Source organism: Roseococcus sp. (genome assembly GCF_965227005.1).
In the GTDB taxonomy this organism is placed as follows: domain Bacteria; phylum Pseudomonadota; class Alphaproteobacteria; order Acetobacterales; family Acetobacteraceae; genus Roseococcus.
Map to the genome: position 1 here is coordinate 21742 of NZ_CBDDFJ010000011.1, position 13398 is coordinate 35139.

At 70.0% G+C, this 13398-nt stretch carries 7 protein-coding genes; 4 read left to right on the forward strand and 3 right to left on the reverse strand.

Annotation, left to right across the window (positions count from 1 at the left end):
- Positions 1-23 precede the first annotated feature (23 nt).
- From ACO057_RS05370 to ACO057_RS05380, 3 genes are all read left to right on the forward strand, one after another.
- On the forward strand, positions 24-455 hold the full coding sequence (locus ACO057_RS05370) for an RbsD/FucU family protein (protein ID WP_266331531.1): 432 nt from the start codon (positions 24-26) through the stop codon (positions 453-455).
- Between the two features lie 132 nt (positions 456-587).
- On the forward strand, positions 588-1898 hold the full coding sequence (locus ACO057_RS05375) for an efflux RND transporter periplasmic adaptor subunit (RefSeq protein WP_421989390.1): 1311 nt from the start codon (positions 588-590) through the stop codon (positions 1896-1898).
- Between the two features lie 4 nt (positions 1899-1902).
- Positions 1903-5037 (forward strand): efflux RND transporter permease subunit, encoded by a 3135-nt coding sequence (locus tag ACO057_RS05380; protein WP_421989392.1) that lies wholly within the window; start codon positions 1903-1905, stop codon positions 5035-5037.
- 71 nt (positions 5038-5108) lie between these two features.
- Here the strand turns inward: ACO057_RS05380 and ACO057_RS05385 are convergent, their stop codons facing one another.
- From ACO057_RS05385 to ACO057_RS05395, 3 genes are all read right to left on the reverse strand, one after another.
- Positions 5109-9071, reverse strand: a complete 3963-nt coding sequence (locus ACO057_RS05385) for a translocation/assembly module TamB domain-containing protein (RefSeq protein WP_421989394.1) — start codon at positions 9069-9071, stop codon at positions 5109-5111.
- Positions 9071-10915, reverse strand: coding sequence for an autotransporter assembly complex protein TamA (locus ACO057_RS05390; protein ID WP_421989396.1), 1845 nt, complete (start codon positions 10913-10915; stop codon positions 9071-9073). Before ACO057_RS05390 ends, ACO057_RS05385 begins: the two co-directional genes overlap by 1 nt.
- Before the next feature lie 212 nt (positions 10916-11127).
- Entirely contained in the window at positions 11128-11904 is a 777-nt protein-coding gene (locus ACO057_RS05395) for an NADPH-dependent oxidoreductase (protein ID WP_421989398.1), read from the reverse strand.
- Between the two features lie 212 nt (positions 11905-12116).
- Between ACO057_RS05395 and ACO057_RS05400 the strand changes: the two genes are divergently transcribed.
- Complete coding sequence (locus ACO057_RS05400) at positions 12117-13373, forward strand: hydantoinase/carbamoylase family amidase (protein ID WP_421989400.1); 1257 nt, start codon at positions 12117-12119, stop codon at positions 13371-13373.
- Positions 13374-13398 lie beyond the last annotated feature (25 nt).

Sequence of the window (13398 nt, forward strand, 5' to 3'; positions counted from 1 at the left end):
TTTCCGCAATTGAAGGACACGACATGCTCAAGGGACTTTCGCCGATCCTGTCGCCGGATCTGCTCTGGACGCTGCGCGCCATGGGCCATGGCGACGAGATCACCATCGTCGATGCGAACTACCCGGCCACCAGCGCCGGGCCGGAACTGATCCGCATCGATGCCGCCACGGCGCCGCAGGTGCTCGACGCCATCCTGTCGCTGCTGCCGCTCGACCAGTATGACGATGTCGCCGCGATCTCGATGCAGGTGGTGGGCGATCCCGACCGGCGCGAGCCGATCGTCGACGAGTTCGAGCAGATCGTCCAGCGCCACGAGCCGGAGCACAAGGTTCACTCGCTGGAGCGCTTCGCGTTCTATGAGCGGGCCAATGCCGGCTACGCCATTGTCCAGACCGGCGAGACGCGGCAATATGGCAATCTGATCCTGAAGAAGGGGATCGTCCGGCCGGCTTGAAAAGGCTGGCTTGCCGTCGCTGCCCCACGTGCCGCGGGGGTGGGCGCTAACCTTTGCGTGCGCAAACAGAATTCGCAGCAATATTTCGAAACGCCAGCAATGTTTTGACGCCCAAAAACGGTTGCGCAGCTGGTGGCCGAGGTGAAAAGAGAGGCTCTATATAGTCACTCGACGAGAGTGGCAGTGGCGATCTTCGGAGCATCTCGCATGAAACCTAGGGCCCTCGCATTGGCGAGCCTGTTCGGCGCTCTCTTTCTGGCGGCCTGTTCCGGCCCGTCCTCTGGAAACGGGCCGGGTCCGGGAGGGCCTCCGACGGGGCCGGTCGAGGTCGGCGTCGTCACGCTCAAGCCGCAGAACGTGCCGATCACGATCGAGCTGCCCGGCCGCGTCAGCGCCACCAAGGTGTCGGAGATCCGGCCGCAGGTCGACGGGCTGATCCAGAAGCGGGTGTTCACCGAGGGCGGCCAGGTCAAGGCCGGCGATCTGCTCTATCAGATCGATCCGCGCCCCTATCAGGCCGCCTATGACGCCGCCGCCGCGGCGCTGGAAAAGACGCAGGCCGCCGTGCCGAGCGCGCAGGCCAAGGTCGACCGCTACAACCAGTTGGTTGGCGTCAACACCGTGACGGCGCAGAGCCTCGACGATGCCAAGGCGACGCTGGCCCAGGCCAAGGCCGATGTCGCGGCCGCCGAGGCGGCGCTCGCCTCCGCCCAGATCAACCTCGACTACACCAAGGTGCTGGCGCCGATTTCCGGCCTGATCAGCACCTCGACGGTGACCGAGGGCGCGCTGGTGACGGCCAATCAGGCGACGGCGCTCGCCACCATCCGCGAGATAGACCCGATCAATGTCGACCTGACCGATTCCAGCACCAATCTGCTGCGCATCCGCAGCCTGATCGAAAGCGGGCGGCTGAAGCGCGGCGATGGCCCGCCCAGCGTGCAGCTCAAGCTCAACGACACGCTGGTCTACGACAAAACCGGCGAACTGCGCTCGGCCGAGGCGACGGTCAACGAGACCACCGGCACCTTCTCGATGCGCGCCAGCTTCGAAAACCCGACGCGCATCCTGCTGCCGGGCATGTATGTCCGCGCCATCGTCGATCTCGGCAATGACGAGGGTGCCTTCCTGGTGCCGCAGCGCGCCGTCAACCGCAACGCCAAGGGCGACGCGACGGCGATGTTTGTGTCGAAGGATGGCAAGGCCGAGACCCGCGTGCTGAAGACCATGCAATCGGTCGGCTCGGACTGGCTGGTCGAGTCGGGCATTTCGGATGGCGACCGGCTGATCGTCGACGGCCTGCAGAAGATCGGCGACGGCCAGGCCGTGAACCCGATCGAGGTCACGCTCGACGCGGCTGGCGTAGCGCATGCCGTCGATGCAAAGACGCCTGCATCCACCGGCACGCCGGCCCCGGCTCCCGCTCCCGCCGCAGGAGGCTGATCGCATGGCCGATTTCTTCATTGATCGCCCCATCTTCGCCTGGGTGCTGGCGATCGCCGTCATGCTCGGCGGCCTGCTCGGCATCTACACGCTGCCGATCGCGCAATATCCCGAGATCGCACCGACGACGGTGCGCATCTCCGCCAGCTATCCCGGCGCCAGCGCCGAAACGGTCGAGAACTCGGTGACCAAGATCATCGAGCAGGGCATGACGGGGCTTGAGAACCTCGACTATATGTCGGCGTCCAGCTCGTCTTCCGGCCAGGCCTCCGTGCAGCTTACCTTCGCCAGCGGCGTCGATCCCGACATCGCCCAGGTGCAGGTGCAGAACAAGCTGCAGCTGGTCGAATCGCAGCTGCCCGATGCGGTGGTGGCGCAGGGCATCACGGTCACCAAGTCGACCTCCAGCATCCTCATGGTGGCCGCGCTGGTCTCGACCGACGGGAGCCTCTCTTCCGAGGATCTCGGCGACTACTTCACCAGCCGCTTCGAAGACGCGATCAAGCGGGTCAACGGCGTTGGCGATATCAACGTCTTTGGCTCGGGCTATGCGATGCGGATCTGGCTCGATCCGATCAAGCTCGCCAAATTCCAGATGATCCCCAGCGACGTCGCTGCCGCGATCGCTGCCCAGAACAGGCAGGTCTCGGCCGGCCAGCTCGGCGCGCTGCCAAGCATCGAGGGCCAGCAGCTCAACGTCACCATCACGGCGCAGAGCCAGTTGCAGACGCCGGAGCAGTTCCGCAACATCATCCTGAAGACGACGACGGATGGCTCGATCGTCCATCTCGCCGATGTCGCGCGGGTCGAGATTGGCTCGGACAGCTACGCCAACACCTCGCGCTTCAACGGCATGCCCGCCGCCGGCTTTGGCATCAACCTGGCCACCGGCGCCAATGCCATCGACGCGGCGTCCGGCGTCGAGGCGATGCTGGCCAAGCTTTCGGTCGGCCTTCCGTCCAACATCAAGGTCGTCACTGCCTATGATACCACCCCGTTCGTCAAGCTTTCGATCGAGAAGGTGGTCGAGACGCTGATCGAGGCCGTCGTCCTCGTCTTCATCGTCATGTTCGTCTTCCTGCAGAACTTCCGTGCCACGCTGATCCCGACGATTGCCGTGCCCGTGGTGCTGCTCGGTACTTTCGCCGTGCTCTCCCTCGCGGGCTATTCGATCAACACGCTCACCATGTTCGCCATGGTGCTGGCGATCGGCCTGCTCGTCGACGACGCCATCGTCGTGGTCGAGAATGTCGAGCGCGTGATGGCGGAAGAAGGATTGTCGCCGCGCGAGGCGACCAAGAAGTCTATGCACGAGATCACCGGCGCGCTGATCGGCATCGCGCTGGTCCTTTCCGCCGTGTTTGTGCCGATGGCCTTCTTCTCGGGCTCGGTTGGCGTGATCTATCGCCAGTTCGCGGTGACGATCGTCGCGGCCATGGTGCTGTCGGTGTTCGTGGCGCTGGTTCTGACGCCGGCGCTCTGCGCCACCATGCTGAAGCCGTCGAGCGGCCATCAGGCGCGCAAGGGCTTCTTCGGCTGGTTCAACCGCACCTTCGACCGTGGCGCCGACGGATACCAGCGCGGCGTTCATGGCATCATCCGGCGGCCGCTGCGGTTCTTCCTGGTCTATCTGCTGATGTGTGGCGGCGCGGCCTTTTTGTTCAGCAACCTGCCGACCTCGTTCCTGCCGGAAGAGGATCAGGGCGTGCTGATGACGTCGATCCAGTTGCCGGTCGGCGCGACCACCGCGCGCACGCTCGAGGTGGTGAAGCAGGTCGAGAACCATTTCCTCACCCAGGAGAAGGACTCGGTCGAGGGTGTCTTCGTCGCCCTCGGCTTCGGCTTCAATGGTGGCGGTCAGAATTCCGCGATGGCTTTCGTCAGGCTGAAGGACTTCGACCAGCGCAAGGGCAAGGATCAGGCCGCATCGGCGATCGCCGGGAGGGCCATGGCCGCGTTCTCCACGATTCGCGACGCGCAGGTGTTCGCGCTGTCGCCGCCGGCCTTGCCCAATCTCGGCAATTCCAACGGCTTCGAGATGTATCTCCAGGATACGGCGGGTGCCGGCCAGCAGCAGCTTGCGGCGGCGCGGGAACAGCTTCTGGGACTGGCGCGCGCAAACCCGCTGGTGAGCGGCGTCCGTCAGGGCGGGCAGGAGGACCAGGCCGAATTCCGTATCAACATCGACCAGGCCAAGGCCCGGGCGCTCGGCATCGATCTCGGCGATATCAACGACACGATCTCGGTCGGTTTCGCCGGCAGCTATGTCAACGACTTTATCGATCGCGGCAAGGTCAAGCCGGTCTATCTCCAGGCCGACGCGCCCTTCCGAATGCAGCCGGACAATCTGAACGACTGGTTCGTGCGCAATGCCAGCGGCGAGATGGTGCCGTTCTCCAGCTTCGTCTCGACGGACTGGACCTATGGCTCGCCCAAGCTCGACCGCTATAACGGCATCTCGGCCGTGAGCATCCAGGGTTCGGCCGCGGCGGGCGTCAGCTCGGGCACGGCCATGGACGAGATGCTGGCCATGGTCGCCAAGCTGCCGGACGGCTTCACCGCCTCCTGGACGGGGCTGTCCTACCAGGAGCAGCTTTCCGGCAACCAGGCGCCGGCGCTCTATGCGATCTCGATCCTCGTCGTCTTCCTCTGCCTGGCGGCGCTCTATGAAAGCTGGTCGATCCCGTTCTCGGTCATGCTTTCCGTGCCGATCGGCGTGCTCGGCGCACTGATCGCCGCCAAGCTGTTCGGCCAGTCGAATGACGTCTACTTCAAGGTCGGCCTGCTGACGACGATCGGCCTCGCGGCGAAGAACGCGATCCTGATCGTCGAATTCGCCAAGGACCAGCAGGCGGCCGGCAAGGGGCTGGTCGAGGCGACACTCGACGCCGCGCGGATGCGGCTTCGGCCGATCCTGATGACGTCACTGGCCTTCATCTTCGGCATCCTGCCGCTGGCGATCGCAACCGGCGCCGGCTCGGGCGCGCAGAACGCGGTCGGCACCGGTGTGATGGGCGGCATGATTGCGGCGACCGCGATCGGCATCTTCTTCGTGCCGCTGTTCTATGTCGGCGTGCGCCGCCTCGGTTCCTGGCGGATGTCGCGCAAGACCCCCACGCCGGCCGAAAAGCCGGTCTAGATTGGGGGCGGACGAGCCTGCGAAGCAACAGAGCGGCGCGGAACCCGACCGGTTCCGCGCCGCTCTGGCATTTAGCGCTCGACAGGCTCCCATGCCGGGCCGGGATTGAAGCTCTGGATTTTCGGGCCGACCGCCCCGGTCGAAGCGCCGAGATTGCGCTGGTAGACATTGCCGCGCTGGTCGCACAGGAAGGACATGATGCCGGTCTCGCCCCAGGTCTCCGGATAGGCGACGAGCGCGAAGCCGGCCAGCATGCGGTCCTTGACCAGATAGTCATAGGCCCCGCCCGGCGCCGCCGGACCCTGCCTCGTCAGGACATGGTAGCGATAGCCGTGATAGGCGCGCGGCGCGTCGGAATCCTTGCCGGCTCGCACCGAGGCGGCGGCGATCTGGTCGCCGAGCGGGCTGCGATCGGTCGGCGATTCCGGTTCCCAGTAGAGTCCGTCATGGCGGCCGGGCGTGCTGATGAGACGGCGCGCGAACTGGTGCACTGGCTGGTCGTCATGCAGGGTGCGGAAATATTCGTTCTGGGCCGCGACATAGTCCTCGCAGGCGCCGATCGCCACCAGCTCGTTCCGGCCGATCGCCATGTCGGCGATCTTCTGCCGGCCCGCGTCCAGATCGAAGGCCCAACCGCCGCCGGCAGGTTTGAGCGGAATGGGAAACGGCCATGGATCGGCGCCGAAGGTCAGCACCTTGGTGCCGTCCTCGCCATCGGTGACAGCGTTCCCTTTGCTGGCAAGATCGTTGAAATCGGAAAGCCGCTGCTTATCCACCTCCTCGTCGCCGGAGGCGATCAACTCCTGGGCGCCAGGACCGAAGATCTTGTCCAGCATGCCCTTTTCCGGCGCCTTCGCCGCATCGACGAGCGCCGTCGAGGCCGCTTCGGGCGTGGGAAACACTTCCTGGGCGCCGGCGGGTTGGGCGAGGAAGGCGGCGCCGGCGACCGTGCCGCCGATGGTGATCTCGCCGCCCAGCTCGGCCTCCAGGCCACGGCCTCGGATGAAGACGGCGCGCGGCGCCGCGATCACGAGGTTCAGCGTCATGGGCAGCGCGGGGCGCGCGGCCGCCGCCGCCGGGCGGGGCGGCGTGGGCGCGCGGCGCCCCGGCGGGAAGGGCCCGATCTCGCGCACCGGCCCGACGCTGGGCACGCTGCCGCCGAGCTGCTCGGGGATGCGGATCTCGGCGCGCACGATCGTGATGCGGCCGCCCAGGCTGCCGCCATCGGTGAGCGGACCACGCAGGGCGATGTCGGCATTGAGGGTCGCATCGCCTATCTCGCCCGTGACGGGGCGGGCGTTGTTGGCGGTCAGGCGGATCTCGGCGGGGATGCCCGCGCCCATCGGCTCCACCCAGCCCTGGGCGGAGATGGTGCCGCCGCCGATCGTGCGGCCCGAGAAGGAGGAGATGACCAGCCGCTGGCCCTGCGCCGTGAGCCGCGCCGCCAGGCCGTCGATCCGCACGCCGTAGATGGGGTTGGAATAGCTGCCCTCGGAGAGCGTGGCGGTGCCGGCCAGCTGCGGCTCGGCGGCGGTGCCGCTGGCGCGCAGGTCGAGCGCGGCGCGGCCCTGGAAGCGGTCGGCGCCCCCGGCCAGGAAGGGCCGCGCGAGCTGCCCGAGATCGAGCCGCCCACGCAGCGAGGCCTCGAAGGGCGCGGCCGGGCCGATCCCGCGCGACTGCGAGGCCTCGATGTTGAGCTGCACGCTCGGGCCGGCATTCACCTGGGCCTGGGCACGGAAGGCCTCGCCCTGGAGGCGCGCCGTGGCGGCGATATTGGCGGAGGGGATCGAGGCCATGGCCGGATCGGCCGCGCGCAGCCCGGCGATGCGGATATTCGCGTCCACCTGCGGCGCGCCACTCGGCCCGGCGGCATTCACCTGGCCCGAGACCGTGCCGTTCACCAAGCCCGCGCTGAGCGGGCCGAGCGGGACGTTCGTGATATCGGCCCGCGCGGTGAGATTGCCGCCGGCCAGCCGCCCGTTCACCGCCAGCGTGCCGCCGCGCCGGCTGGTGAGCCGCGCGGGCTGGAGCGTGAGCTCGCCCGTCTCGGTCACCAGGATGCGCGCGGGGGCGGCGAGGCGCAGCGCGTCGTGCGCGGCCCGTGCCTCCAGCCGCGTCAGGGTGATGACGTTGAGCGGCCCCTCCTGGCCGAGATGGCCCGCGAGATCGAGGCCGTAGGCCGGTGCCGTCACGCCCAGGCGGAAATTCAGCGCGGCCAGGGTGCCGGTCATCTCGACCTGCGCGCCGACGCGGTTGGCGCCGATGCCCACGCCCGTGCCGTTCACCCGCAGTTCCACGCCCTGCGCGGCCATGCCCGTGGCGCCCGCGATGGCACGCCCCTGGAGATCGACCGTCAGCCGGCCGGCCAGGCCCATGCCCAGGGGCGCGAGGTCCGGCGCGTCCAGGCGGATCCCGCCCGTGAAGGGTCCGCGCGGCAGCGGCCCCTCGCCGCGTCCGTCGAAGGCGATGCCGGCATAGCTGCCATCGAGGCGGGTGAGGCGGATGGTCTCGCCCTCCTTGCCGGCGGCGAGGTTGAGCCGCAGCGGCTTGCCGTCGAGCTGGCCGGTCGCGAGGGCCGTCACCTGCTGGAGATTGGCCTCGGCCGAGAGATCGAAATTCTCGACCAGCCGGCCCGAGGCGGTGAGCCGCTCGGTGCGCAGCTTGGCCGTGATCTGCGGCGCCTCGGCGGTGCCCGTCAGGCGGCCCTCGGCGGCGATGGTGCCCTGGACCTGCGGCGGATCGCGCGCTTCCAGCGTGAAGGCGAGGTCGAAGGGGCTGGCGGCCGGGCCGCGCACGGTCGCGCGGATACGCTCGGCCTGGAGCGTCGCGTCCACCAGCCGCTCGGCGCCGCGCACGCTGGCGGTGAGGTTCACGGCCTGGCCGAGCATCTCGTCCACGGCCCCTGCCCCCTTGAAGCCCGTGCCGGAGACCCGCAGGTCGAGCGCGGGCACGGTGACCGTGCCGCCGACCTCGCCCTCCATCGAGAGCGTCGTCCAGCCGGTGCCCTCGGGCAGCAGCGCGCCGAAGGCCTCTGGCGGCGCGGGGTCCACGCGGAAGCGCAGGGCGAGGGCCTGGGCGGCGCTCATGGTGCCGCTGACCTCGGCACGCCCGGCCGGCAGAGCGAGGGTCAGGTGCTCGATGGTGATGGCGTTGTCCGCTGCGCGGCGCAGCGCGAGGCTCGGCGTGATGCGGTTGGCCAGAGGCTGCTGCGCCTCGGGCACGAAGGGTCCGGGGATGACGGTGCCGTCCAGCGTGACGGCGGCCGCGCCATCGGGCGCGACGGACAGCCGCCCGGCCAGCTGCGCGTTGGTCGCCCCCAGCGCGGCGACGAGCCGCCATTCCGCGCCCGTGGCCGGGCCGTCGAGGTCCAGCCGCACGTCCAGCGGCGCCTCGGGCTGGCCCGCGAGCGTGGCGACGAGGCCGCCCGCCGGCTCGGAGGCCTGGACATGGGCGCGCAGCGCCTCGTCCCGCAGCGCAAGGTTCACGGCGATGGTGCCCGGACGGTCCAGCCGCGCGACGGCCAGCTGCGTCTGCAGATGCTGGCCCTCCAGCGAGAGCGTGCCGTCGAGCGACAGCGCCGCCGCCTGCCCCGCCACGGCCTGCGCGATCTCGATCCGCTCCACCCGCAAGGCGTCGATGCGGATGGCGACGGGCAGCTGCGGCAGGGCCGGGATGGCGACGGGCGTGGGATCGGAGGGCGGCGCGGCGGGGTCGCTCGGCGGCAGCCGCGTGAGCGCGATGCGGCGGGCCTGGACCGAGCTCAGCGTCACGCGGCGGTCGAAGAGGTCGCGCCAGGCGAGGTCGATGCGCACATCCTCGATCTCGACCCAGGCGCCCTCGGCATCGCGCATGGCGATGCGCCGCGCGCCGAGATGGCCGGGCAGCGGGCCCGAGACGCCCTCCAGCTCCAGCCCCGGCACGAAGCGCGTGGCAAGGCCGGCCGCCGCGTTCAGCCCGAAGGGCGTCGCCAGCGCGCCGATCAGCAGGACCGGGACGAGGATCAGGATCGCGAAGATAAGGCCCAGCCAGCGCATCAGAAGGCGTGTCCTATGCCGACATAGAATCCGAAGGAGCCGCTGCCCTGCTGGCGGACGAGCGGGATCGCGACATCGGCGCGGATCGGCCCGATCGGCGTGTAGTAGCGCGCGCCCACGCCGGCGCCGACGCGCACCTCGTCGGTCGGCGCGCCGGCGCTGGTGCCGACCGCGCCCGCATCGACGAAGGCGACCGCGCCGTAGGAGGAGCCGAAGCGCTGCCGCAGCTCGATGGAGCCCTCCAGCAGGCTCGCGCCGCCGGCCGGCTTGCCGCGCGCATCCCGCGGGCCGATGGACTGGAAGTCGTAGCCGCGCACCGAACCGCCGCCGCCCGCATAGAAGCGCTGGCTCGGCGGCACCGTATTGGCCGTGCCGTTCAGCAGGCTGCCGAAGCCGGCCCGCATCGCCAGGATCGTGCGTCCGCCGCCGGAGAGGTCGAAATAGGTGGAGCCCGAGATCCGCAGCGGCATGAAGGCCGTGCTCTCGGTGAAGGCGTAGGAGGGCGTGATGCTGCCCAGCGCGCGGATGCCCCGGCGGGGATCGAGCGCGCTGTCCGTGCTGTCATAGCGCAGCTGCCCGGTGAAGCCGGCGATCTGATAGGCCTCCAGCCGCCCGCCCGAGGGCGCGGACTGGCCCACCTCGCCCACCGGGCCGGTGGAGAGCGTCCAGCGGTCGGAGAGCCGGCGCTCGTAGAGCAGGCTGAAGATCGCGGCGTCGCGGTCGTAGCTGTCCAGCCGCTCGCGCACGAAGGAGAGGCTGCCCACCGCCGTGCCGACATAGCCCAGCGGCAGCGGCTGCCGCCAGATGACGGCGGCGCGGGCGTTCATCCGGTCGAGGTCGCTGCCGATGCGGCTGACCTCGCCTTCCACGCGCAGGTTCTCGGCCCCGCCGAGCACGTTGCGATGCTCCCAGGAGAGGCCGAGCCGCGCGCCGAAATTCGTCTCATAGCCGGCCGAGGCGTTGATCGCGCGGAAGGGCCGCTCGCGCACGGTGACGGTCACCGGCAGGCGGCCCTGGGCGTCGAGCGCCGTCGCCTGGTCCACGCGCACCTGGGAGAAGGGCCCGAGGGCCGAGACATCGGCCCGCGCCTGATCGAGCCGGGCGGGCAGGAAGCCGCGCTCGGCCAGGCGCAGCGCGGCCACGCGGCGCACCACCTCGGGGTCGACGCGCTCCGTGCCGGCGACCTGGGGCATGGCGAATTCCGCGCGGGGGCCGGGCTGCTCGGTGAAGGTGATGTCCATGGCGCGCGCGCCGTGATCCACCGTGACGGAGCGGTCGATGCGCGCGAGCGGGCGGCCGTCCAGACGCATGGCGTTCCAGGCCGCCTCCTGGGCGACGATGACGACCTCGGCCCGGGCCGGCTCGCCGGGGGTGACGGCGACGGGCGGTCCGCCGCCGAGCGTCTGGATATTGCGGAAGGTGTAGCGCGGGCCCGGCGTGACGCGGATCTCCAGCGCCAGGGGGGCGGGCTGGGCGGCCAAGGCGGCGGGGGTGAGCGAGCCGCCGGGGGCCACGACCTCCACCTGGCCGGCCCAATAGCCCTCGCTTTCCAGAGCGGGACGGAGCTTCTCCGCCTCGGCGCCGATGCGCGAGACCACGCCCTCGGCATCGGTGGGCGCGCGCTCCTGCAGGGCGATCAGCCCGGAGGAGAGGCGCAGCAGGCGGTCGAGATTGTCGTCGCCCGTCGCCTTCACGGTGGCGCGATATGGGAGGTTCGGCGCCTCGGCGGCCAGAGGGGGCCCAGGTTCGGGCTGCTCGGGCTGCGCGCGCAGCGCATCGGGGGCCGAGGCCAGCAGGATCAGGAGGGGCCAGCCGGCCCATTTGCGCGACATACCGGGGGGCAAGCACTTCTCCTTCCCGTACGCGCCTCGGGCACGCAGACTGCGGTGATTTTCCAACCCCCGGAATGGTTCAGGGTTGCCCGCAATATACCCGAAGGGGGCGGCGGATGCCTCCCCCTACCCTGGAAGACCATTTCCGGTGGCTCGCGAACAGGGGCAGGTGCCGGAATTCCGCATGGTCGGGACGTCCCGACCAGCGCCGGGACGCGCCATCCTCAGCGCAGCGGGAAGCCCATGGCCTTCAGCACGCCGCTCAGCTTCTCGCGGCCGGCGAGGCCCTTGAGCTTGCCCATGCGGTTCAGCACCCGGCCGCTCCAGGTGGTCTGGGCCGTCTCGTAGCGGCTGGAGAAGCTGGAGAGCTTGTCGTCATAGGCGGCGACATGCACCGGCTCCTGCGAATGGTCGTAGGTGCCGTGGTGCAGCACGGCCGCCTGGGGCAGGCGCGGCTTCACCTCATTGGTGAGGCCGTCGGCCGGATAGCCGATGCACAGGCCGAAGACGCCGGCCACGCCCTGCGGCAGGTTCAGCAGCTCGCCCACGCGCGCGGGGTCGTTGCGCATCGCGCCGATATAGACGGTGGAAAGCCCGATCGCCTCGGCCGCGACGACCGCGTTCTGGGCCGCGAGGCCCGCATCGATCGCGGCGATCATGAAGGTCTCGATATAGGGCAGCACCTCCAGCTCGCTGTCATTCGCCTTGGCCAGGCGCTCGTTGCGCGAGAGGTCCGCGAGGAAGACGAGGAAGATCGGGCATTGCTCGATGTGCTTCTGGCCGCCGGCGATCTTCGCGAATTCGGCCTTCACCGCCGGATCCGTCACGGAGACGACCGACCAGGTCTGCATGTTGGAGCTGGTGGCGGCGGATTGCGCGGCGGCGATCAGCGTCTCGAGCGTGCCCTCGGGCGGGGGCGTCGGGCCGGTAGCCGCGCACGGAGCGGTGCGAGAGCAGCAGCGCGATGTGCTCGTTCCAGGGGCCGGCGGCGGGGATCGCATCGGCGCCGTAGCGCAGCGCGAGGGCGTCGGCCTTGGAGGCGACGGTGGGGCTGTTTATATCCATGGACGTATTCCCGGGGGGCTGAGCCGCCAGTGTGGCGGTTGCAACATGACGGCGGCAAGCGGGTGTAAATTTCTCCACCCCCCTACCTGCCCCCTGTCCGGACGCGCGCATCCGGGCAAGCTTTCCATCGCAGTTGGGGAGATGGGGTTTGGAACTTTCGCAAGCGGTGTCCGCGCAGACATCCCTCGTGCAGCGGCTGCTGGATGGCGTGGCCACCATCGGCGCCGATCCGCCGGGCATCACGCGCGACGCCTATGGGCGCGGCGAGAACGCGGCGCAGGCGCTGATCGCCGAGGCCGGGCGCGCCCTGGGCATGACCGCCAGCCTCGATGCCGGCGCCAACCTCACGCTGCGCTGGGCCTCGGGCCATGACGCGCCGCCGGTGCTGATCGGTTCGCATCTCGACAGCGTCGTGCAGGGCGGCAATTTCGACGGCGCGGCGGGCGTGATCGCCGGCATCGGCGCGGTGGCCGCACTGCAGGCGGCCGGCATCGCGCCAAAGCGCGACATCGAGGTGCTGGGCCTGCGCTGCGAGGAGGCGGTGTGGTTCGGCCTCGGCCTGATCGGCAGCCGCTGCCTGCTGGCCCGCCTGCCCGACGGCGCGCTGGAGCTGCCGCATGCGCGCAGCGGCCTGACGCTGGCACAGAGCATCGACGGCTGCGGCGGCGATTCCGCGCGGCTGCGCCAGAACACGCCCCTGCGCGATCCCGCGACTCTCGGCGCCTATCTGGAGGTGCATATCGAGCAGGCGCCGCAACTCGTCGAGGCGAATGCGCCGCTGGCCATCTGCCTCGCCAATCCGGGCAATGTGCGCCACCCCTTCATCCGCATCACCGGTGAGGACGCGCATACCGGCCTGCCGCATCGCTTCCGCCACGACGCCGCGCTGGCGGGCGCGGATCTCTCCCTCAGCCTGGAGCGGATGTGGCTGGAGGAGGAGGCGCAGGGCCGCCCCATGGCCGTCACCATCGGCCGCTTCCACACCCCCGCCGCGCGGCACAGCCTGACCGCCGTCTCGGGCGGCTTCGAGATGAGCCTGGACCTGCGCGCCTATGATGCCGCGCATCTCGCCGCGCTCGAAGCCCGGCTGGACGCCATCGCCGCCGAAGTGGCCGCGCGCCGAAAAGTCACGATCGCGCTGGGCGAGCGAAGCGCCGCCGCACCTGGCCCGATGGATCGCGCGATCGTCGAGGAGCTCTCCGCCGCCGCCACGCGCTGCGGCATCCCCGCGCCACGCCTCAACAGCCCGGGCAGCCACGACGCGAACAACTTCGCCGCGTCGGGCGTGCCGACGGGCATGCTGCTCGTGCGCAACCGCAACGGCAGCCACAACCCGCATGAGGCGATGGAGACGGCGGACCTGATGGCCGCGATCGGCGTGCTGGCGGAGTGGCTGGCGCGCTGAGCGCATCGCCTCGAATCGCGGGCCA